This window comes from Actinoplanes sp. NPDC023801, assembly GCF_040639655.1.
GTDB lineage: Bacteria > Actinomycetota > Actinomycetes > Mycobacteriales > Micromonosporaceae > Actinoplanes.
On record NZ_JBFAAI010000031.1, the window covers coordinates 54756 to 76442 of the forward strand.

21 protein-coding genes and 1 tRNA gene are annotated in these 21687 nt (G+C 70.1%); 12 read left to right on the top strand and 10 right to left on the bottom strand.

Annotation, left to right across the window (positions count from 1 at the left end; all coding sequences use genetic code 11):
- Nucleotides 1–20: 20 nt before the first annotated feature.
- Entirely contained in the window at nucleotides 21–1178 is a 1158-nt protein-coding gene (locus AB0G04_RS36535; RefSeq protein ID WP_360992652.1) for a cellulose binding domain-containing protein, read from the bottom strand.
- Nucleotides 1178–2551 carry a non-reducing end alpha-L-arabinofuranosidase family hydrolase gene (locus AB0G04_RS36540; protein WP_360992655.1) on the bottom strand — a complete coding sequence of 458 codons (1374 nt, stop codon included), beginning with the start codon at nucleotides 2549–2551 and terminating at the stop codon, nucleotides 1178–1180. The genes AB0G04_RS36535 and AB0G04_RS36540 overlap by 1 nt, the downstream gene beginning before the upstream one ends.
- A 292-nt stretch (nucleotides 2552–2843) precedes the next feature.
- Between AB0G04_RS36540 and AB0G04_RS36545 the strand changes: the two genes are divergently transcribed.
- The 3 genes from AB0G04_RS36545 to AB0G04_RS36555 are packed head-to-tail and all read left to right on the top strand — an operon-like array spanning nucleotide 2844 to nucleotide 6972.
- A complete protein-coding gene (locus AB0G04_RS36545) occupies nucleotides 2844–4223 on the top strand; it encodes a non-reducing end alpha-L-arabinofuranosidase family hydrolase (protein ID WP_360992658.1) in 1380 nt (459 codons plus the stop codon).
- A gap of 22 nt (nucleotides 4224–4245) precedes the next feature.
- A complete protein-coding gene (locus tag AB0G04_RS36550) occupies nucleotides 4246–5601 on the top strand; it encodes an endo-1,4-beta-xylanase (RefSeq protein ID WP_360992661.1) in 1356 nt (451 codons plus the stop codon).
- Nucleotides 5602–5634: 33 nt separating this feature from the next.
- Nucleotides 5635–6972 (top strand): cellulase family glycosylhydrolase, encoded by a 1338-nt coding sequence (locus tag AB0G04_RS36555; RefSeq protein ID WP_360992664.1) that lies wholly within the window; start codon nucleotides 5635–5637, stop codon nucleotides 6970–6972.
- Between the two features lie 620 nt (nucleotides 6973–7592).
- Here AB0G04_RS36555 and AB0G04_RS36560 read toward each other — a convergent pair.
- Together AB0G04_RS36560 and AB0G04_RS36565 are read right to left on the bottom strand one after the other, a co-directional pair.
- Nucleotides 7593–7664 (bottom strand) — tRNA-Val (locus tag AB0G04_RS36560).
- A gap of 51 nt (nucleotides 7665–7715) precedes the next feature.
- Nucleotides 7716–8090 carry a TIGR02611 family protein gene (locus tag AB0G04_RS36565; protein ID WP_360992668.1) on the bottom strand — a complete coding sequence of 125 codons (375 nt, stop codon included), beginning with the start codon at nucleotides 8088–8090 and terminating at the stop codon, nucleotides 7716–7718.
- A 309-nt stretch (nucleotides 8091–8399) separates the two neighbouring features.
- Here AB0G04_RS36565 and AB0G04_RS36570 point away from each other — a divergent pair, with 309 nt between their 5' ends.
- From AB0G04_RS36570 to AB0G04_RS36585, 4 genes are all read left to right on the top strand, one after another.
- On the top strand, nucleotides 8400–8831 hold the full coding sequence (locus AB0G04_RS36570; protein ID WP_014446635.1) for an SsgA family sporulation/cell division regulator: 432 nt from the start codon (nucleotides 8400–8402) through the stop codon (nucleotides 8829–8831).
- A gap of 205 nt (nucleotides 8832–9036) precedes the next feature.
- On the top strand, nucleotides 9037–9915 hold the full coding sequence (locus tag AB0G04_RS36575; protein ID WP_360992671.1) for an AraC family transcriptional regulator: 879 nt from the start codon (nucleotides 9037–9039) through the stop codon (nucleotides 9913–9915).
- A 25-nt stretch (nucleotides 9916–9940) separates the two neighbouring features.
- Nucleotides 9941–10435 (top strand): Rrf2 family transcriptional regulator, encoded by a 495-nt coding sequence (locus AB0G04_RS36580; RefSeq protein ID WP_360992674.1) that lies wholly within the window; start codon nucleotides 9941–9943, stop codon nucleotides 10433–10435.
- A 63-nt stretch (nucleotides 10436–10498) separates the two neighbouring features.
- A complete protein-coding gene (locus AB0G04_RS36585; protein ID WP_360992806.1) occupies nucleotides 10499–10678 on the top strand; it encodes a DUF4236 domain-containing protein in 180 nt (59 codons plus the stop codon).
- Here the strand turns inward: AB0G04_RS36585 and AB0G04_RS36590 are convergent.
- Nucleotides 10673–11572 carry a hypothetical protein gene (locus tag AB0G04_RS36590; protein ID WP_360992677.1) on the bottom strand — a complete coding sequence of 300 codons (900 nt, stop codon included), beginning with the start codon at nucleotides 11570–11572 and terminating at the stop codon, nucleotides 10673–10675. The two genes, AB0G04_RS36585 and AB0G04_RS36590, sit on opposite strands and share 6 nt — an antisense overlap.
- Nucleotides 11573–11647: 75 nt before the next feature.
- On the opposite strand from AB0G04_RS36590, the gene AB0G04_RS36595 reads away from it, so the two are divergent.
- On the top strand, nucleotides 11648–13222 hold the full coding sequence (locus tag AB0G04_RS36595; protein ID WP_360992680.1) for a fibronectin type III domain-containing protein: 1575 nt from the start codon (nucleotides 11648–11650) through the stop codon (nucleotides 13220–13222).
- Nucleotides 13223–13349: 127 nt separating this feature from the next.
- The gene (locus AB0G04_RS36600; protein WP_360992683.1) at nucleotides 13350–14924 is read left to right on the top strand and encodes a GGDEF domain-containing protein; all 1575 of its coding nucleotides are present in this window, start codon (nucleotides 13350–13352) and stop codon (nucleotides 14922–14924) included.
- Nucleotides 14925–14954: 30 nt separating this feature from the next.
- On the opposite strand, the gene AB0G04_RS36605 is transcribed toward AB0G04_RS36600, so the two are convergent.
- From AB0G04_RS36605 to AB0G04_RS36625, 5 genes are read right to left on the bottom strand one after another with little or no spacing between them, the layout of a single operon-like run.
- On the bottom strand, nucleotides 14955–15464 hold the full coding sequence (locus AB0G04_RS36605; RefSeq protein WP_360992686.1) for a DinB family protein: 510 nt from the start codon (nucleotides 15462–15464) through the stop codon (nucleotides 14955–14957).
- 28 nt (nucleotides 15465–15492) lie between these two features.
- Nucleotides 15493–16272 carry an endonuclease/exonuclease/phosphatase family protein gene (locus tag AB0G04_RS36610; RefSeq protein ID WP_360992689.1) on the bottom strand — a complete coding sequence of 260 codons (780 nt, stop codon included), beginning with the start codon at nucleotides 16270–16272 and terminating at the stop codon, nucleotides 15493–15495.
- Entirely contained in the window at nucleotides 16269–17747 is a 1479-nt protein-coding gene (locus AB0G04_RS36615) for a phosphatase PAP2 family protein (protein WP_360992692.1), read from the bottom strand. The genes AB0G04_RS36610 and AB0G04_RS36615 overlap by 4 nt, the downstream gene beginning before the upstream one ends.
- A 35-nt stretch (nucleotides 17748–17782) precedes the next feature.
- The gene (locus AB0G04_RS36620) at nucleotides 17783–18784 is read right to left on the bottom strand and encodes a YihY/virulence factor BrkB family protein (protein ID WP_360992695.1); all 1002 of its coding nucleotides are present in this window, start codon (nucleotides 18782–18784) and stop codon (nucleotides 17783–17785) included.
- A complete protein-coding gene (locus AB0G04_RS36625; protein ID WP_360992698.1) occupies nucleotides 18781–19752 on the bottom strand; it encodes a diacylglycerol kinase family protein in 972 nt (323 codons plus the stop codon). Before AB0G04_RS36625 ends, AB0G04_RS36620 begins: the two co-directional genes overlap by 4 nt.
- 79 nt (nucleotides 19753–19831) lie before the next feature.
- On the opposite strand from AB0G04_RS36625, the gene AB0G04_RS36630 reads away from it, so the two are divergent.
- The 3 genes from AB0G04_RS36630 to AB0G04_RS36640 are packed head-to-tail and all read left to right on the top strand — an operon-like array spanning nucleotide 19832 to nucleotide 21671.
- Nucleotides 19832–20332 carry a DUF1990 domain-containing protein gene (locus AB0G04_RS36630; RefSeq protein ID WP_360992701.1) on the top strand — a complete coding sequence of 167 codons (501 nt, stop codon included), beginning with the start codon at nucleotides 19832–19834 and terminating at the stop codon, nucleotides 20330–20332.
- Complete coding sequence (locus AB0G04_RS36635) at nucleotides 20329–21102, top strand: MBL fold metallo-hydrolase (protein WP_360992704.1); 774 nt, start codon at nucleotides 20329–20331, stop codon at nucleotides 21100–21102. Before AB0G04_RS36630 ends, AB0G04_RS36635 begins: the two co-directional genes overlap by 4 nt.
- Complete coding sequence (locus tag AB0G04_RS36640; protein WP_360992707.1) at nucleotides 21099–21671, top strand: VTT domain-containing protein; 573 nt, start codon at nucleotides 21099–21101, stop codon at nucleotides 21669–21671. Before AB0G04_RS36635 ends, AB0G04_RS36640 begins: the two co-directional genes overlap by 4 nt.
- Nucleotides 21672–21687: the final 16 nt, after the last annotated feature.

Here is a 21687-nt window from a genome sequence, read left to right on the forward strand (position 1 = left end):
GACGCCCCCGGGTCCCGGGCTCAGCTCGTGGTGCAGGTGACCGTGGCGCCGCCGCCGGTCCCGGTTCCCTGGAAGCCGAAAGTGGCGCTCTGGCCGGGTGACAGCCGGCCGTTGTAGCTCTGGTTCGTCACGGTGACGGCGCCGCTGGTGCCGGTGGCGACGGCGTTCCAGAGGGAACTGATCGACGCCCCGCCCGGCAGGCCCAGGGCGACCCGCCAGCCGTTCACCGCGGCGGCGCGGGCTGTCACGGTGACCGAGGCGACGAAGCCGCCGTTCCACTGATCCTGCACCGAGTACGCCGCGGAGCAGGCCGACGGTGGTGGGTCCGTCGGTGTGCCGCCGTCGAGGGTCAGGTTCTTCTGCCGGACCTGCCACGATGTGCCACACAGGCCACAGTTCGCGCCGACGAAGTTGCCGCCCGCGGTGGTGTCGCCCTTGAGCCGCCACTTGAGGTAGAGGACCGCCACCCGGGCGAACTCGCCGCCGTTGACCTGGTCGTAGGTGCCACCGTGACCGACGTTCAGGTTGCCCATGAAAGCGGGCAGGGTGGCCGGCAGCTTGCCCCAGTCGTCCATCGCATTCGGGTATGCGATGTCGCTGGGCCCGCCGATGAAGTAGGCGATCGGTCTGGTCAGCCTCCTGAGCTGGTAGTCGTTGGCGTCGTTGAGCAGGCCGCTACTGAAGATGGTGGTCGTGGTGACCCGCGGGTCATTGGCGACGGCGTACGCCTCCAGCCCGCCGCAGGAGAAGCCGCCTGCCGCGATACGGGTCGTGTCGAGCCTGCCGTAGTAATTGCCGCCCGGCCGGGAGTTCTCCGCGACGGCCCAGTCGATGGACTGGGTGAGCTGCTGGGCCGTCGTGGAGCCGGACCCGTTCGGGGCGCCGTTGGCGACCGCCAGGAAGCCGTGTGAGGCGATCTCGCGCAGGAAGTTCTGCTGCGACAGGCCGTTGCCCGAGCAGCCGCCGTCGCCCCAGACGAAGACGGGCAGCCGCTCGGCAGGCAGGTTCTGCGGCCGGTAGATGGTGTGGTTGGGGAGGCTGGACGAGGTCTCGTAGTCGGCCGGGTACGGTCCCGATCCGCCGACGGCAGCCTGGGCCGGCGCCGCGCCGAGCGCCAGGACGGCCGCGGTGACCGAGACGACGGCGGTGATCAGCGAGTTGCGGGCGCGGCGGGTCATCAGCGCTGCTTGGTCAGCAGGGCCGGCCGCCAGGGCAGCTGGTCGTAGGGAACGTTCGCGCTGGGATTCTTGCCTTGGTAGAGCAGCTGCAGGTTGCACGGGTCGACGGTCTTGGTCTGGTCCGGATTACTGCGGACCAGGTCGCCGTGGCTGATGTCGTTGGTCCAGGTGGCGCCGGCGTTGGCCTTGCCGGCGAACGGGTTGCTCTCGGTGGCGGCGTTCGGGGTCCAGGTGCCGCCGAGGCTGGTGGCGGTGAACGAACGGAAGTAGCGTCCCTGGCTGCCGATCGCCTCGACCAGCATCAGGTACTGGTTCTGGCCGGCGACCTTGTAGACCTCGACACCCTCGAACAGGTTCTCCCTGGTGTCACTCATGATCTGGGTGTACGAGGAGCCGAAGCTACCCGGGAAGTTGCCGATCGGCATGCTCTGCCGGTAGATCCGGCCGTTGTCACCGGCGAAGAACAGGTACATGTTCTGGCCGTCACCGATCACCGTCTGGTCGATCACGCCGTACGGGGCGTCGGCGATGGAGGCCGTCGACAGGGTCTGTGCCGAGGACCAGCCGTTGGCGTTGGTGGGGTCGGTCGAGGTCTTGTAGCTGAACGAGGTCGGACCCCACTGGTACGCCAGGATCCAGATGTTCTTCGGCGCGAAGTAGAACAGGGTGGGCGCCACGGTGCCCTGGCTCATCGCATTCTGCCCGGCCGTTGCCATGTCGGACCAGTTGGTGAACGGGGTGAAGTTCATCGAGCCGTACCCGGAGCCCGAGACGTTCGAGGCGTAGACCAGGTGCTTGCCATTGTGGACGACGCTGGTGAAGTCCTTCAGCGACAGCCACCCCGATCGGGGTTCGGCCAGCGGGCCCGTCGACGACCAGCGGTAGCTCGACGGCAGGGTGCAGGTGCCGCCCGGGGCCGAGGGTGAGGTGGATGGGCTGGCTGAGGGAGAGGTGGGACCGGTTTCGCCGGTGCACCTCTCGCCGTTGAGGGCGAAGCTCGCCGGTACGGGGTTACTGCCGTTCCACGAGCCGTTGAAGCCGAACGACACCGTGCCGTTGGTCGCGACGGCGCCGTTGTAACTCACGTTCTTCGCCGTTGCCGCCGCACCGCTCTGCGTCAGGGTGGCGCTCCACGCCTGCGTGACGGTCTGCCCGGCACCGAACGACCAGGTCAGGGTCCAGCTCGACAGGGGATCACCCAGGTTGGTGATGGACACGTCGGCGTTGAAACCGCCCTGCCACTGCGACGAAACGGTGTATTTCACCGTGCAGCCGGTCACCGCGGCATCGGCCGGCATGGCCACGACGACCGCCGATGAGGCCAGCACGGCGGCACCGGCCGACACCAGGCCGGCCCGGGCTCTTCTCGACATCAAGGTTCTCTCCTGAGGGGATGACGGGGGATACGTGCACAGTGATCAATGTCTTTATCGCAAACAGTTGTTTTCCGGCAGGCTACGGGAGCGCTCCCAATGCATCAATGGCAGTGGTGCTGAAGAAACGCGCGTTGGAAAAGTGTTATGGCGGGAGGCGCCGGTCGGTCGCACACAATGATTCCTTGAAATAAATGGGAGCGCTCCCGTAGCCTGCGGTCAGCGGCTGTGCAATCCCCCCAGCGATCTGTCCCCAAGGTCAGCCGGCCGTTGTCCCCGTCAGGAGAAAAGCATGCGCAAATTCAGAGCCGCCGCTGTCAGTGGCGTCCTGCTGGCCGGCTCGGCAGCAGCCGCGGTGACGCTGCCCGCCTCCGCGGCCGCCGGATGCGCGGTGAACTACGCGGTCCCGTCGGAGTGGGGCGGTGGCTTCGGCGCCGCCGTGACCATCACCAACCTCGGCGACGCCATCAACGGGTGGACGCTGACCTGGTCCTACACTGCCGGCCAGCAGGTGACCCAGGCTTGGAACACGACACTCACCCAGTCCGGCGCCGACGTGACGGCCCGCAACGTCAGCTACAACGCGGCGATCGCCACCAACGGCAGCGTCTCGTTCGGGTTCAACGGCTCGCAGACCGGCAGCAACCCGCCGCCGGCCGGGTTCACCCTCAACGGGGTCGCCTGCACCGGCGGCACCACACCGTCGACACCGCCGTCACCGTCCACACCGCCGTCGTCCTCGCCCCCGCCGACGTCGTGCACGCTGCCGTCGTCCTACCGCTGGTCGTCGACCGGCCCGCTGGCGCAGCCGAAGTCCGGCTGGGCTTCCCTCAAGGACTTCACCATCGCTCCCTACCAGGGCAAGCAGCTGGTGTACGCCACCACCCACAGCAGCAGCGCCACCGGTGGCTGGGGTTCGATGAACTTCAGTCTCGTCGACAACCTCAACCAGCTCGGCTCGGCCGGTCAGAACACCATGAGCCAGAACGCCGTCGCGCCGTCGCTGTTCTACTTCGCGCCGAAGAACATCTGGATCCTCGCCCACCAGTGGGGTCCGACGTCGTTCTCGTACCGCACGTCGACCAACCCGGCCAACGTCAACGGCTGGTCGGCCCCGCAGACCCTGTCGACCGCGAAGATCACCGACTCCAGCACCGGCGTGATCGACCAAACGATCATCGGCGACGACCACAACATGTACCTGTTCTTCGCCGGCGACAACGGCAGGATCTACCGCCAGATCATGCCGATCGGGAACTTCCCGGGCAGCTTCGGCTCCAACTACACGACGATCATGAGCGACACCTCGGAGAACCTGTTCGAGGCGCCGCAGGTCTACAAGGTGCAGGGCCGCAACCAGTATCTGATGATCGTCGAAGCCAGGACCAGCTCCTGGGAGCGCTACTTCCGCTCGTTCACGGCGACCAGCTTGAGCGGCACCTGGACGCCTGACGCGGCGACCTATAACAACCCGTTCGCCGGCAAGGCCAACAGCGGCGCCACCTGGACCAACGACATCAGTCACGGCGAACTGCTGCGGACCAGCGCCGACCAGACGATGACCGTCGACCCCTGCAACCTGCAGCTGCTCTACCAGGGACGATCCCCCAGCTCCGGCGGCGACTACGGTCTGCTGCCCTACCGTCCCGGTCTGCTCACCCTCCGCCGATAACCCCGGAAAGGTCCCGTTCACCATGCGCATCCCCAGGAACGGCCGATTCGCCCTGTTCTCCGGAACCCTGGCCACGGTCCTCGTCGCTGCCGGCGTCGCCGTGACCGGCTCCGCCGCGGCAGCCACCACACTCGGTGCCTCGGCCGCACAGACCGGCCGCTACTTCGGCGTCGCCACCAGTGCGTTCCGGCTCTCCGACACGAACTACATGACGATCCTCAACCGTGAGTTCAACTCGATCGTCGCCGAGAACGACATGAAGTGGGACGCCACCGAACCGCAGCAGGGCCGCTTCAATTTCACCAACGGCGACCGGCTCGTCAGCCACGCCCAGAGCCGGGGCATGACCGTACGCGGCCACACCCTGCTCTGGCACGCCCAGCAGCCGTCCTGGGCGCAGGGCATGTCCGGCAGCGCCCTGCGCAACGCCGCGATCAACCACGTCACCCAGGTCGCCACCCACTTCCGCGGAAAGATCCACTCATGGGACGTGGTTAACGAGGCGTTCGCCGACGGCGGCAGCGGCGGCCGCCGCGACTCCAACCTGCAGCGCACCGGCAACGACTGGATCGAAGCCGCCTTCCGCGCCGCAAGGGCCGCCGACCCGGGCGCCAAGCTCTGCTACAACGACTACAACACCGACGGCATCAACGCGAAGTCCACCGGCATCTACAACATGGTCCGCGACTTCAAGTCCCGCGGTGTGCCGATCGACTGCGTCGGCCTGCAGTCCCACCTGGGCACGACACTGGATTCCACCTACCAGCAGAACATCCAGCGCTTCGCCGACCTCGGCGTCGACGTCCAGATCACCGAGCTCGACGTCCAGCAGGGCGGCAACCAGGCGAACATCTACGGTTCAGTGACCCGCGCCTGCATGGCCGTGGCGCGCTGCACCGGCATCACCGTCTGGGGCCTCCGTGACCCCGAGTCCTGGCGTACCGGCGCGAACCCGCTGCTGTTCGACGGCAACGGCAACAAGAAGGCCGCGTACACCTCCGTGCTCAACGCCCTGAACGCGGGCGGCCCGACGACCCCCGGCTCGCCCTCGGTCTCGCCGTCCTCCTCCTCGCAGCCGCCGCTTCCCGGCGGATGCAGCGCGCGGGTGACGCTGAACTCGTGGAGCGGCGGCTACACCGCCACCATCCGGGTGACCGCCGGTTCAGCAGCGCTCAACGGCTGGAGCGTCGGCGTGACCGTGCCGTCCGGTGGTGCGGTGACCAGCACCTGGAACGCCACCAGCACCGGCACCAGTGGCCAGGTCACGTTCCGCAACGTCAGCTACAACGGCCAGGTCCCGGCCGGTGGTTATACCGAGTTCGGCTTCCAGGGCACGGGCACCGGACCCACGGCCACCCCCTCCTGCTCCGCCGCCTGACACTCCCCCATCTCCGACACGAAGCGGAAACCGATGAAGAAGTCGAGACTCGTCGCCGCGCTCGCGGCGGCCGGTGCCCTCGTCGCCACCCTGATCCTCACCGCCCTCCCGGCAAGCGCGTCGACCGCGCAGTTCACCGTCGTCAACAGCTGGGGCGGCGGCTACGAGGGCCGGTACACCGTCACCAACAACAGCGCGGCGACGGTCTCCTCCTGGCGGGTGCAGTTCGACCTGCCGTCCGGATCCACCGTCAGCAGTTCCTGGAACGCCCAGGCGTCCGTCTCGGGCAACCGCCACACCTTCACCAACGTCAGCTGGAACGGCACGCTCGCCGCGGGTGCGTCGACGACCTTCGGGTTCATTGTCAACGGCAGCGGAAGACCGGCCAACTGTACGGTGGACGGCGGCTCCTGCACGGGCGGCGGCACCCCGAGCGGCTCGCCGAGCACGAGCCCGTCGACGCCGTCCGGAACCACCCCGGTGGCCCGGCACGGGCAGCTCAAGGTCTGCGGCACGAACATGTGCGACAAGAACAACACCCGGGTGCAGCTGCGCGGCATCAGCAGCATGTGGCTCAACTGGGAGACCCAGCCGTACGCGGAGAACCTGTCGGCGCTGACCTGGATGCGTGACAACTGGAACCTGCAGGTCATCCGCGCGGCCATGGGCGTCGAACCGGACGGTGCCTACCTGAGCAACCCGTCCAAGGCCCGCGCCCAGGTCGAGACGATCATCAACAACGCGGTCACCGCCGGCGTGTACGTGATCGTCGACTGGCACGACCACGTCGCGGAGAACCACCGGGCCCAATCGGTCGCGTTCTTCACCGACCTGGCCAGGCGGTACGGCCACCTGCCCAACGTCATCTGGGAGCCGTACAACGAACCGCTGCAGGTCAGCTGGACCAACGTCATCAAGCCGTACCACCAGGCCGTCGTGACCGCGATCCGCCAGAACGACCCGGACAACATCATCGTCCTCGGCAACCCGACCTGGTCACAGGACGTCGACGTGGCGGCGAGCAGTCCGCTGTCCGGCACGAACCTGATGTACACACTGCACTTCTACTCGTGCACCCATGGCGCCTCGCTGCGGGCCAAGGGCGACGCCGCCATCCGGGCCGGACTGGCGTTGTTCGTCACCGAGTGGGGTGCCAGCCATGCCGACGGTGGCCTCGACGGCGTCGTCTGCCAGACCGAGGCGCAGGCCTGGATCGACTGGATGAGGTCCAACGGCATCTCCTGGACCGCCTGGAAACTCGATGTCGGTACGGACACCACAAACCTGCTGTCACCGGGCGCCCCGGTGACCGGAGGCTGGAACAACTACCTACGCGGCCACGGCCCGTTCGTCGTCGCGAACATGAGGTAGCGGCCGGCAGAAGGTGATCATCACGCCGTCACGGGCGCCCGCGCATGCGGGCGCCCGATCGGCACCTGCCCGGCCCGATCCCGCAACGGGCTCAGGGGTACGGCCTACGTGGGTCCATCAACGCCTGGAGACCGTGGCCGTCGAGGCCGAGCCGCCCGGCTCGGGTGAGCACCGAGGCCGAGAGGCGGCGGACTCCGGGCAGGCCTACATCGGCATCACCACAATGCCGATGGTCGTGAGTGCTGTGTCAGTGCGTCGCGCCCGTCCTGACAGGCTGCGCGGAGATTCCCAGCGGTAATTCACCGCGGGCGAGTCAAGCCCGCGCAATGCTGTTGACCGCCCGCCGTCGGACTGCTTACGGCGCTACCCGGCACGGCACCTGGCCACTTCGCAAACCAGGTTGTGGTCACGGGAGCAACGACAGGAGTGGGTCACCGCCGCATGACGACCTTGAAAGCCCTTCAGCGCGGTTGAACGCCGTCCGACAACCCGGGTCAGCGAGCTCCCTCGAAGGAAGTCCCTTCGGGAGTCAAGGCACTGCTCCCCATCTGCTCCCGCATGACAAAACGCCCGGCCTTGTGGATCACAAGACCGAGCGTTTTCGCAGCTAAAAATACTTGTGGGCGATACTGGGATCGAACCAGTGACCTCTCCGGTGTGAACGGAGCGCTCTCCCGCTGAGCTAATCGCCCTCAACGAGAAGGAACTCTACTAGACGCCGGCCGGTGGCCGCGAACCAGGGGTCACCACTTGTCGACCAGATCGAGGGCCACCTGGAGCAGGTCGACGTCGAAGCTGACCTTGACGGAAACCCAGACCAGGGCGGTCAGGAAGACCATGCTGAGTACGGCGATCACGCCGCGGACCAGCAGGCTCTGCCGTCCGACCCAGTGGGTCCAGTTGGTGACATGGCGTTTCGCGTAGGTCAGCAGGTGCTTGGCCCAGGCGAATTCGATGGCCCAGATGGCAAGGCCGGCGAAGATGATCGGCCAGCCCGGCCCGGGGAAGACCAGCAGCAGGAGCCCGATCGCGACGACCACGCCACCGAGGATGCCCACGCCGATCTTGAGAGCGACCCTGCCGGTCGAGTTGGACCGGATACGGTCAAGCACACGCACGTCTGAGAACCCCGCCGTCCGTTTTTGGGCCCATTTCATCCCCCAGTGTCCGGGGGCCCCGTCACTACCCGGGAGGAATGGACGTTACCGGAGTAAGTCAACTGCTGGACCACTGACGCCGGGCACAACCGAGTACATGGGCAGAACAGGACAAGATATCGCTTCGCGTCCTGTGCGGAAGGGTTTTCCGAACCCCCTTCCCACTACTGGGTGAGATCAGCGTATGGCGGAGCGTAACTACAAGGATCACCTGAGTATGGGAACCGCGGGGTTCACCAGCCTCGCAGCGGTGCCGGGGGGAGTTCGTCCATGAGTACCATTCGTCCAACGACCGTCGAGGTCGAAACCTCGCTGCGGCTCGTAGCGCCTGACGCGACGGCACTGCCGGTACGCGCCAGTCTCCGTTACGACCCAGCCGACCCGTATGCGGTCCACGTTTTGTTCCACGCAGAATCAGCCGGTGGGGAAGCCGTGAGCTGGTCCTTCGCGCGGGAACTACTCGTGACCGGGCTCGACGAGCCGGCCGGGATCGGCGATGTCCGGGTGTGGCCGTGGGCCACACCGCGCGGGGACTTCGTCGCACTGGCCCTGTCGTCACCTGACGGGAACGCGCTGTTCGAGGTGCCGCGCAGCGTCCTGGTCCGCTTCCTGCGGCGCACCTATGTGGTGGTGCCCCGCGGCCGGGAGTCCGACCATCTGGACGTCGACGCGGCGGTCAACCGGCTGCTGGCCGGTCGATAACCACAGGAGCACATCAGCGAGTGGGGGCGACCCGCGCGGACACTGCCGGTCCGCGCGGGTCGCCCTTTATCCCGAAAAATAATCGATCTCCGAAAAGAAATCGGAATCGGACGTATAGCGAATACCGAGCAGGAATTCGGACATTTACCTCAGTCGGTGCGCTAGTGGATGCGCAGGCGTCAATCGACGACTACCGTCAGGCGCGATGTCAGCACTCATTCAACACACCGAGCCGACACCGACCCGTCTTCCACCGGACTGGTCGGGGATCATCGGCTGCGCCCTGCCGGTGGCCGCGGGAGCCGCCACCGGCCTGCTGAGCGTTCACGCTCTCGTCCTCACCGCCTCCGGACCGCTGTTCGCCGAGGTCGACTTCGACGAACACGTATGCGGGCCGGGCACGCTGCTCTGGATCCGTCCGGGGCAGGCGGTGCGGTTCGGCGAGCCACCGGACGACACCGTCACGGTCGTCTTCCGGCCCGGCCTGTTCGGCCCGGACGATCTGCCCGGCCTGGTGCCGGACGACCCCACCGGACCGGCGAGGGTCCCACTGACCACACCTGATCCACAGGTCTTCCGGGACGCCCTCACCCATCTGGCCGCGGACTCCGAAGCCGAGCCGGGTCCGGTCACCGCGGCCCTGCTGCGGCATCAGCTGGCCGCGGTGCTGCTGCGGATCCGTACGATCGAGCCGCCCGTGGACCCGATCGGTCAGGTCGAGGGGCGGACCTTCGAGCGGTTCCAGCGCCGCCTCGAGGAGGGCTATCCGCACACCCGGCGGGTCGAGGACTACGCGGGCGAACTGGGTTGCTCGGTCCGCACCTTGACCCGGGCCAGCCTCGCGCTGACCGGCCGTACCGCCAAGCAGGTCGTCGACGACCGGGTGGCACTGCAGGCGCGCCGCCTGCTCGCCGCGACGTCGCTGTCGGTGGCCGAGGTGGGGCGGGTGCTGGGATTCGGCGAGCCGACGAACTTCGGCCGCTTCTTCCACCGGGAGACGGGCCTGAGCCCGGGGCAGTTCAGAGCCAGATTCACGACCGGCATTCCGGCCGGCATCCCAGGGCAGCGACACCCGTCGGACTGACCTAATTCCCACAACTCCCTGGGGTATGTGCATCCGGCGTGCGCGGGCGGGGCATGATAGTCAGGTGCAGATCTCCGCGCGCGGCGACTATGCGGTCCGGGCCTCCCTCAGTTTGGCGCAGGCCTACCCCGCACTGATGTCCGCTCAGGCCATTGCCCAAGACCAAGACATGCCTCGGAAGTTCCTCGAGGCGGTGCTCGCCGACCTGCGTCGTGCCGGTGTGGTGCGCGCGCAACGCGGCGCCGAGGGCGGTTACACGCTGTCGCACCCGCCACGAGATGTGACGATCGGTCAGATCCTGCGAGCCGTCGACGGTCCACTGGCCGGTGTGCGCGGTCTCCGTCCGGAGGAGACCCAGTACACGGGTGCGGCGGAGAACCTGCCGAATCTGTGGGTGGCGGTGCGCGCCGCGGTTCGCGAGGTGGTCGACGAGGTGAGCCTCGCCGAGCTGATCTCCGGACGGATGCCGGCCCACGTGCGCAAGCTGACCACCCGCCCGGACGCCTGGCAACCGCGCTGACGTTTGTGAATTGACCCCATCGGGCAATCTCCGATCATCGAAACGTAGATGGGAGAAGTTCCGATGGGCATCGTCTACCGCAGCCGGAAGAAGATCGGGCCGCTGGTCCTGAACTTCACTGAGAACGGCTACTCGTCCTGGAGCCTCAAGATCGGCCGCTGGTCGTGGAACTCCAAGACCCGCGCGCACCGCGTCGACCTGCCCGGCCCGCTGTCCTGGAAGCAGAACAAGTCGCGCTCATGACGAGATGACGACGTCGCCCCCGAGCCGGCCGTGTGCGGGCTCGCGGTGCACGGCTCCGGCGTCGATCAGCGCGTGCAGTACGCGCGTGGCGTCGGCGGCCCGGTAGACGGTCTCGGTGAGTGCGAAGGTGCGCAACTCGGTCACCGTCGCGGAGCCGACCCCGGCCAGATGGGCGAGCAGTTCACGCCGCAGTGGACCGGGGTGCGGGTTCAGCGATATGTCGATCAGGTGCCGTTCGGGATCGGCGGGATCACGCAGGCGTACCCCGGCGAACTCGTCGACCGCCCAGAGCGCCTCCTTGAAGCTCTCCAGACTCTTGGCGGAGGTGGTGGCGAAGGCCACCACCTCGCCGGGCTCCGGCCCGGTGGCCAGCTCCGCTGCCGTGAGCAGCGGAAATCCCAGACCCCGATAGGGGTCGACCGGGCTGCCCGGAGGCAGCGCGAGCAGGACGTCCGCCGGTTTCCCGGCGGCGATCGCGGCGACGGTGGTCACCGCGGGCGGTTTCCCCGCGGTCGTCGCGTCGAGGAAACCCATCAGCGGTACGCGTGACGCGCCGGCCGCCTTCAGCGCGACCGGGAGCCGCTCGTCCGTCCCGCCGCCGACCGGGAGCACCGCGAGCCCGGCCGCCGCTCCGGCGTCCCGTTGTGCCGTGGTGAGCCGCCGTCCCACCTCGGTGACGTCGCCGCCGACCGCCACCATGGACAGTTCCCGCCCGCGGGCGAGGTCGGGCAGGTCGGCCAGGACCCGCAGCGCGGCCTCGGCCCCCTCCCCGCCGTCGCCGTCGGCGTAGCCGTGCACATAGGTGGCACGCCGGGCACGGTGCAGCGCTGCGGCGGCCCAGGCCTGCAGCTGGCGGACCAGGAGTTCACGTTTGACGGTCGCGATCGGGGACACACCGTGTTTCTACACCTGTCCACTTCGCTACCGGAAACTTGTACCCAGGGTGTTGAGTTGAGCACTATGGGATACATGGCCCCGCCCCTCGCCGAAGTGACCGCCCAGGCGCAGATCCTGTCGTCGTCCGGTGACCTCGCGGGTGCCCGGGCCGTCCTCGACGATGTGCTGCGAACCGCCGACGCCGATCCGCGCCGGGCCACCCCCGACCTCGCGGTCGCCGCCGCCCTGCACGCCCGCGTCCTGATCGCCCTCGGCGACCCGGAGTCGGCCCGGCTCTGGGCCGCCTTCGCGCACTCGGCCGAGGAACGCCTGCACGGGCAGCGCGACGCGCGCACCATCGCGGCGGCCGCGATGCACGCCGCGGTGCTGCAGCGCATCGGCCAGCACGGCCGGGCCGCGTCGGTGTACCACGACCTGGTCGGCGAGCTTGCCCTGCTGGAAGGACCGGACTCCCCCCGGGTCCTGGCCGCCGAGGCCGACCTGGCAACCGCCGAGCACGCGGCCGGCCACTGCTCGACCGCCCGGACCCGGCTGGCCCGCGCCTGGCGGCGGCACAGCCGGGTGCACGGCGACGCCGCCCCGGCGGGCATCAAGATGCTGGCCCGGCTGGGAGCGATGGAACGCGAGTGCGGCCAGGAGACCGAGGCACAGGAGCACCTGGCGCTGGCAAGTGAGCTGAGCGCCCGCTACCTGGCGGCCGACCACCCGCTGGCCCGGCAGTCGGCCGCGCTGATGGCCGGCAAGCCGTCCGGGCGGCACACCTGCGGCCGGCGGGAGACCACCGGCGACAAGCCGTTCCGCCCGTTCCCGCGCCGCCCCACCGTCACGGACCGGGCCGGCGCCCGGCCGGCCACGTTCCCGGCCCACGCACCCGGCCAGCCGCCGCCCGACGACCGGCCCACCGACCCGAGCGGCACCGTCTACCCGGTCGGCCCGGACGATCTCTACGACGACCTGCCGCCGCCGGACAACCGGGCCACCGACCCCAACGGCAGCGTCTACCAGCAGCCGCTCTATCTCAGCGACGTGCACCGGCTGCCCGGCGACCCGACCGGCCGGCACGCCCGCGCCGACACGCCGCCGCCGCTGCCCGGCAACCGGGCACCCGACTACGGCGAGGACGGCCGGGCGCTGCCGATCGGCACGGCCCGGGCCGGCACGCTCACCGACCCACCGAACTCGCGGCGGCTGCCGGTGCCCACCGAGCGGCCGGAACGGTCCCGAGCCCTGCATCCTCTGCTCCTGGCGACGGTGCTGGCCGGCGGAGTCGCGACAGCGGCCGCGGTGGTGATCCTGACTCTGCCCGGGGCGGACGGCGCGACGACACCACCGGTGCAGCCGTCGGCGCAGGGCGCCCAGCCGCTGACCGCCACCGCGGATCCGGGGGCACCCGCGGACGTACGGCTGCGTGACGACGGCCCGAGCGTGTCCCTGCAGTGGGTCTACCCGCGTGACGCCCGCGGCAAGGTGCTGATCACCGTTGCGCGTACCGACCGGCCCCCCGTCACCGTCGCCGAACTGCCCGCGGGCGCCACCGACTACGTCGTCTACAGCCTCGGCGAACAGCACAACTACTGCATCACCGTCGCGGTCCGCGCCGACGGAGGGAAAGCCGCCGCCGCTGCTCCGGTCTGCACCCGCCGGTGACCGCCCGTACCGGTGCAACCGTTCAGCAACCCGCCGGGACCCGGACGGCTACCGGGGCACCGCACCGTAGGTCGTCACGGCGGTTGTGAGTCGTGTCGCAGACATGACCCGCAGGAAGGCAGGGACAGTGACGACGGAAACGGCCAGCCGTGCCCTTACCGCACCGCACGGTGAGTTCGGTGCGCTCGAAGCCGCTCTGGCAGAGCTCGAGGGACGGCCACCGTCTCAGTTCCGTACCCTCGGGGAACCCGCCGGTGAGCTGCGCAGGCGTGCCGCCGACCTGGGTGCCGGGGAACTGGTCCAGCGGGCGATGCTGATCGAGGCCGGCGTCCTGCTCCGGCAGGGGCGGACCGGCGAGGGCGGCCAGATGGCACACCGGATCCGCGTCTGGGCCGAACAACACGACAGCCGTTACCTGCTGGCCCGGGCCCACCGGGAACTGTCGGTCTTCTACCGGCACGTGGGTGACTTCTCCGACGCGCTGACCCACGCCGTGCAGAGCGTCTCCTTCCTCACCGAGGAGGTGCCGGCCAACCTGCGGGCGCGGCACCTGGCGTTGCTCGCGATGGTGCTGGACGACACCGGTGCGCACGCCGAGGGCAAGCGTCGCGCTCACGAGGCCCTGGCGCTGTCCGCCGAGGCCGGCGACCACGAGATGACGTCGTCGGTCCTCAACAACATGGCGTACACCGCCGTCGAGATCGGCGACGAGGCCGAGGCCCGCATGCTGGTCGGGCAGATGCGTGAGATCCAGGCCCGGACCGGATACCGGTTCAGCGCCAACGAACTCGACACCATGGCCCAGGTCGAACTGATGGGCGGCCGGTACGACGCTGTCGAGGAGCTGCTGTCGCCGGTACTCGCCGATCTGGTCTCCGCCAACGAGGGTGACGCGGTCGCCGAGTGCCGGCTCACCCTGACCCAGGCCCGGCGGCTGGCCGGCCGGTACGACGCCGCGCAGGAGATCCTCGACGGCACCCGCAAGGTGTGCGCCGAACGCAACCTGGGCCGGATCGGCGCCCGGGTCCGGCAGGAGCAGGCCGCCCTCTTCGCGGCGACCGGGCGGTTCGCGGAGGCGTACGAGGAACATCGTGCCTTTCATGCCGAGGCCACCGCATTGCACTCGGTCCAGCGGGAGGCGCGGGCCAGTGCCCTGCAGGCGGTCTTCGAGGCCAACGAGGCACGCCGGGCCAGCGAGCACTTCCGCGAGATGGCCCACCGGGACGCGCTGACCGGCCTCTACAACCGGCGATACATCAACGAGCGGGTGCCGGCCCTGCTGCTGGACGCGGCCGACCGCCGCCGCCCGGTGTCGCTGGCGATCCTCGATCTGGATCATTTCAAGCGGATCAACGACACGCTGTCGCACGCCACCGGCGACACCGTGCTGCAGCATGTCGCCGAACTGCTTGAGGACGCCGCTCCGGGGTCGGCGATCGCGGCCCGGATGGGTGGCGAGGAGTTCCTGCTGGTCTATCCAAGTGTGGACGCGGAGGAGGCGGCGGCCCGCTGCGAACGGCTGCGGCTGCGGATCCGGGCGCACGGCTGGGAGCCGATCACCGGGACCATCCCGGTGACCACGAGCATCGGGATCACCACGGCGCCGGAGGGGCGCAGCAGCCTGGCCGCGCTGCTCTCCGCTGCCGACCGCAACCTCTACGCCGCCAAGAACTCCGGCCGCGACCGCGTCGTCGCCGGCTGACACCGGCTGTCGCCCATCGCGACAGCAGGGTCACTCTCCGGTGGCGGCTCCGGCCAGTTCGGCGACGATGTCCAGGTGCCCGAGATGGCGGGCGTACTCCTGGACCAGGTGGAAGCAGATCCGTTCCAGGGTGGCCGGGTCGGCGCCTTCCCAGCGGTCACCCGGCCGGCCTGCCTCGTCCAGGTCGTTGGTGGTGATCACCTCGGTGGTGTGCACACCCTGGGCCCGCAACTCCGCCGTGAGCTGCGCCAGGGTCTCCTCGTCGGTGACGTGCCAGCGGTCGTCCCGCTGGTCGGCCCACGGATCACCGACGTCCCGGCCCTGGAAGCCCCATTCGATCCAGCGACGCTCCACATGCCGCAGGTGTTTGACCAGCTCGAGCGGTGTCCAGCCGGATGGCAGGCGGCTCGTGCGGAGCTCGGCCTCGGGAAGGGTGGCGGTCTTCGCCAGCAGACTCTCCCGGAAGAAGTCCAGGTAGCCGGTGAACACGTCGGCCCGGTTCGCGGCCGGAACCGTGGGCGACGGAAAATCGATCGTCATGGCCCGAGCCTAGATCCCCGGCCTCGAGTCAGAGGGACACGTCGGCGCGGACCGGGTAGTGGTCGGAGGCGTGCTCCGTCGTCTCGTCGCGGAGCACCCAGGCGCGCTTCGTACGGTCCGCGAGCGGCGCGCTGGCCAGCAGGTAGTCCAGGCGCATCGTGCCGAACTCGCGTCCGGCGAAACCGGTCGGGACGGTCCGCCCGTCACCCTCGCCCAGGTGCCGCCACAGGTCGGTGAACCCGGCCTGCCCGAACGCGGCGATCGCCCGGGTGTCCGGCTCACCGTCCGGGCCGAGATGGCGTTGCCGATAGAGCGAATGCACGGCGTCCAGGTCCCGGGTGTGGTCGCCGTCCGGGGCGAGGCCGTTCATGTCCCCGGCGATCAGGACCATCCGGCGGGCCGAACCGTACCGGGCCGCCAGCCAGCGGGCCTCACGGTAACGGCGGTACGGGGAGAACGGGTTGAGATGGGCGCTGACCACGGTGAGCTGACCGGCGGTGGTGTCCACCCGCACGACCGCCGCCGCGTGGTGCAGCCGCCAGCTCACCGACGACCGGCCCACGATCCGCAGCGGGGGCCGCACCAGCACGGCGACCGGCTGGGCGAGCGCAGACGGGGCCAGGTGGGCGGTCATCCCGGTTGCCTCGGACAGCTCGCGGAGCCGCCGCCGGCCGTACCGCTGGAAGTGTTGCAGTTCCTGCAGGCAGAGGACGTCGGGCTGCTCACCGCGGATGACCTGGATGATCTCCGGCAGGCGGTCGCCGCCGCCGTTCTTGATGTTCCAGGTCATCAGCCGCAGCGTGGTCATCCGACCACCGCCGGGCGCCGGCCGTGGGTGACCTGGTCGGCCTCGTCGGCGGCCTCGGACACGGTCTCGGCGTGCGCGTTCGGCCGGACCGTGAACCACAGGACGGTCAGCCAGCCGGCGGTCAGCAGCGTCGCGCCGAGGAAGTCGGTCGGATGGTGCATGCCACGGTAGATGCGGGACAGCGCCACGATGAGCGGCATGATCACGGCGAGCGCCGGGAAGATCCAGCGCCACGGCTGGCGGACCCGGGCCATCACGATGATCGCGATGGCCGCCCAGAGGCACATGGTCGCGGCGATGTGCCCGGACGGGAACGACGACGTCGGCATCTGGCCGTCGAGCTGCTCGGCCGACGGCCGCGCACGGCCGACCGAGGCCGCCGCGCAGAGGAAGAGGGTCAGCTCACCGATCATGGTGAGGGCCAGGAACAGGATCGGCCGCCACTGCCGCCACAGGGCCAGCGCCAGCGGGCAGAAGAACAGCGAGATGATCAGGATGGCGTGCGTGTCGCCGGCCTTGCTCGCCAGCCAGCTCAGGTGGTCGAGGCCGGGCGTCCGGAAGGTCTGCAGCCAGCGCGGCACACCGTCGTCGAAGGACGGCTCCCACCGGTTCACCGAGTAACCGACCAGGTACAGCAGGCCGAACACGAACACCCAGCCGACCAGGATCTCGGCCGCCTTGGCCCAGGGGTGCGGCAGGACGGCGCCCTCGGCGGGGGCCGGGCGCAGGTCCGGTCCGGCTTCCGGTTCCAGTCCCGCGCTCAGCGACGGCACCGGGTGACCCGCTTCGCGGCGCCAGATCCGGAAGGCGTACGCCGTGACGCTGATCCAGGCGAGGCCGAGCAGCCATCCGCCGATCACGTCGGAGAGGAAGTGCACGCCGAGCGCGACCCGGGTGAACCCGACCGCCGCGACCACCACGGCCGCCAGACCGATGAACCAGGGCCGCCACCGCCGCCGCATCGCCGGCAGGAACACCAGCACGATCATCCCGTAGACGACCATCGAGCCGAGCGCGTGCCCGCTCGGGAAGCTGTTGCCCGGAGCCGACGCGACGGGCACCTCCACCACCGGCCGCAGCCGGCCGATCAGCGCCTTCAGCGACGGGTCCATGATCAGCGCACCGGCGCCGGTCACCACCAGGTAGAGCGCCGGGCGGGGACGGCGGCGGATCAGCAGCATCACGACGACGAGCGTCACCAGCGGGATCAGGGTGCCCCGCCCGCCGAAGGAGGAGATCTGCCGGAGGACCGCCACCACCGTCTCGGAGTCGGCCGCCCAGCGGTTGAGCCCGTCGGTGACGGACCGGTCCAGGTCGAGCAGCGGCTGCCAGTGGAATCGCACGAGCAGCAGTAGGGTGCCGAAGGTCAGGCCGATCGCGGTCACCACGGCCAGGCCGAGCACGCTGCGTTCGGCGAAGTGTCGCACCGGCGCCCAGCCGGTGCGCTGTTCCACCACTCGGTTGTCCACGCTCACGGCGCACTCCTGAGGTTGTCGGGGGTGCGCCGTTCTTACCCGGACGGCTCCACGGATACACCGGGCTCCCGCTGGGCGGGTACGTCCGGTTCCCAGACGTCCTCCAGCGCCGGCCGCTGCACGCCCACCCGGCGGGCCTCCAGCTGGGCGGCGAAGGCCAGGCCGAGGAAGAGCGCGATCCCGGTCAGGTTCGCCCAGAGCAGCAGCGCCATCATCGCGGTGAGCGAGCCGTACGTGGCGCCGAAACCGTCACTGAATCGGATGTAACCGGCCAGCAGCAGGCTCGCCAGCCACCACAGCACGGTGGATACCACCGCGCCGAACAGCAGCCAGGTCAGCGCGGGCTGGTTGCGGCGTACCGAGTGCCGGAACAGCAGGCCGACCGCGAAGACGATCAGCAGCAGGCTCAGCGGCCACCGGACCACATCCCACGCCACCCGCAGGTCGTGACTCAGCTCGAAGTGGCGCTGCGCCGAGTTACCGGCGGCCCGGCCGGCTACCAGCAGCAGGAACCCGAACAGTGCGGGCAGCCCGGCGATCACCGCCAGCACCGCGGCACGCAGGTACTTGTGCAGAGCCGGGCGGTCGCGCTCGACACCGTAGATGCGGTTGGCGCCCCGCTCGATCTGCGCCATGGCGCTGGTCAGCGCGAACAGGCCGGTGATCAGACCGAGGGCCAGGGCCAGTTCGCCGGCCTCCTCGGTCCGGTCGTTGTCCCTCAACAGCTCGGTGACCAGCGACTCGCTCGCTCCCGGGGTGAGCGCGATGACGGTGTCCGCCACGACCTGGCCGCCGTCCTCCACACCCAGATCGGTGGCGAGACCGGAGAGGGCGATCAGGAAGGGCACGATCGCGAGGCACAGCTGGAAGGCGAACGCCCGCGAGTGACTGAACCCGTCGCCGTAGCGGAACCGGACGAACGCGTCGTGCAGCAGCGGCCAGCGCCCGTAGTGCCGCAACGCCACGAAGGCGTCGTCGGCGGACAGTTTGTCGCCCGGCATCATCCGGGTCTCGGGGACCGGTTCGGTACTGCTCAAGCCTTCTCCTCAGCCGCTTCCCGCACCGGCTCGGCACGGCGGGCCGCCGCGCGGGCGTCGTTCGCCAGGTCCGGGTCGGCGTCCGGCTGCGGCACGCAGAGCAGCAGGGCCTTCGGCCGGACGTGGATTTTCATGACCTTGCCCGGGGCGATGTTGTCGCCGTCGAGCTGACGCGCCTGTGCCCGGTTGCTGTAAATCTCAACCCGCGATGCGGTATAGGTCTCCATCAGCGGCACCCGGTCCCGGCGGCGCACCACGGCCCAGGCCAGGGCCGCCCAGTGGGCCAGGTTGGTGGGGCTGAGGATAGCGACGTTGAGCCGGCCGTCGTCCGGTTCGGCCCGCTTCAGCAGCCGCACCCCGCCCTGCAGGCGGCCCACGTTCCCGACGATCACGGCGGCCGGCCGGCGCGGCATCGGCGGGCCGCCGTCCAGCCGGATCCGGACCCGCATCGGCCGGTCCAGCAGGTGTTTCGCACCGCCGTGGAGGTACGCCAGCCAGCCGATGTGCTTCTTCGCCTTCTCGGAGGTGTCCTCGAGCATCTGCGCGTCGAAGCCCATCCCGGCCATCACCACGAAGCACCGGTCGTCGATCACGCCGACGTCGATGCGCCGGCGGCCACCCTCGAGCGCCACCTCGAGACCGGTGGCCGGGTCGGTGCCGAGCCCCAGGTTCGCGGCGAGCAGGTTGCCGGTGCCGGCGGGCAGCACGGCCAGCGCCACGTCCGAGCCGGCCAGAGCGGTGACGACCGCGGTCACGGTGCCGTCGCCACCGCACGCGAAGACCAGCTCCGCGCCGTCGGCCACGGCCTGCTTGGCCTGACCGCGGCCCGGATCGTCCGGCGTGGTCTCGTACCACTTGGGGTCGGGCCAGCCGGCCCGCGTGAGACCCTCGTGCACGGTACGGCGCAGGTGATCGAGATCGGCCACCTTGGTGGGGTTCACCACGACGGCGGAGTGGGGTCCAGTCACGTGGCTCAGTGTGCCGGAGTCATGTCACGGCGGCGACTCGACCACCACCCGGTACCGGAAGAAGGGCACACTTGTCCGGGTGACCGAAGTTACCTATCCGCATGTCGGTTTCACCCGTACCGGGCGTTTCCCGGACGGCTACCGGCACCTGCGTCACCGGACCGTACTCGGCAGCGGCGAGGACGTGCTCGCCCGCGCCGGTGAGGCGGTTCTCAGCTTCCGGATGCACCGGGCCATCGGCGTCCGGATCACCGCGGACGCCGGGCGGGCCGCACCCGGCGTGCTGCTCACCGTCGGGCTGGGGCCGCTGCGGGCCCCGTGCGAGGTGGTGTGGGCCGTCGAGGAGCCGGATCGGATCGGTTTCGCGTACGGCACCCGCCCCGGCCATCCGGCGACCGGCGAGGAGGCGTTCCTGGTCGAACGCGACGAGCACGACCGGGTGTGGTTCACGGTCACCGCGTTCAGCCGCCCGGCCGGGACGCTGATGCGGGTGACCGGGCCGTTCGCCGTCGCCTTCCAGCACACCTTCGCCCGCGCGTGCGGCTTGGCCCTGCGGCGACTGGGTACCGTGCGAAGGTGAGCGCGACCGAGGTCACGTGGTGGGGTCACAGCACCGTGTGGCTCGCCGACTCCGGCGTCACCCTGCTGACCGATCCGGTGCTCACCGGGCGGCTCGCCCACCTGCGGCGGATGGCCGGCCCGCCACCGCGACTGCCGGGCGCGCCGGACGCGATCCTGCTCTCCCACCTGCACGCCGACCATTTCCACGTGGCATCGCTGCGCACGGTTCCCGGTGAGCCGCTGCTGATCGTGCCGCGCGGCGCCGCGGCCTTCGCCGTACGCGCCATGCCGGAGGCCGCCGGCCGTTGCGTCGAGCTGGGCCCGGGTGACGAGACCGACGTCGGCGGGGTCCGCGTCCACGCCGTCCCGGCCCGGCACGACGGCAGCCGCGGCCCGTGGTCGCGCGACCGGGCCGACGCCATCGGCTTCGTGACCGAGGGTGCCGCCCGGACGTGGTATGCGGGTGACACCGGCCTGTTCGACGGGATGTCCGGCCTGGGCCCGCTGGATCTGGCGCTGATCCCGGTCGGCGGCTGGGGGCCGACGCTCGGGGCGCACGGGCACCTGGACGCCCGGGACGGCGCCGAGGCGCTGCGCCGGGTGAGGGCCTCCTGGGCGGTGCCGGTGCACTACGGCACCCTGTGGCCGATGGGGATGGGCCGGGTGCGGCGGCACATGTTCGACGAGCCGGGCGCCCGCTTCGCCGAGTTCGCGGCCCGGGCCGCACCGGACAGCCGGGTCCGGGTGCTCGCGCACGGGGAGACCCTCGGCCTCGAGCAGGCTGCGTGACCGACACCCTCAGCGCCTGCGGCTGGCTGTTCCTGGTGGTCGCGTTCGGTGCCGTCGTGCCGATCGTCCCTACCGGGGCGGCGGTCAGTGCGGCCGCGGCGTTCGCGTTCCATGAGCACCCGTACACCATCGGGCTGGTGGTGGCGGCCGGAGCGGCCGGAGCTTACGCCGGCGATCTGGTGATGTACGCGATGTGCCGGCTCGGCGGCGAGAAGATGGCCCGCCGGCTGCGCTGGCTGCGCGACGAGCACCATCTCGCCGGCGTGCAGGAGCGGTTGCGGGCGCACCGGGTGCAGGTGCTGCTGGTGTCCCGGCTGATCCCGGGCGGCCGGGTGCCGGTGCTGCTGGCGGCCGCGTTCGCCGGGATCGGATGGCGCACGTTCGTGGTCGCCAACCTGCCCGCCTGTGCCCTGTGGTCGGTGGTGTACGCCACGATCGGCCTGGTGAGTGGTTCGTTCTTCGTCGAGCCGTGGCAGGGCGTGGCCGCTGCCGTGGTGCTGATCCTGCTGGTCAACCAGGCGATCACCTGGTTCTCGAAGAGGCGGGCGGCCGGCGCGACCACGTCGTGAACCTGGTCCGCACCCC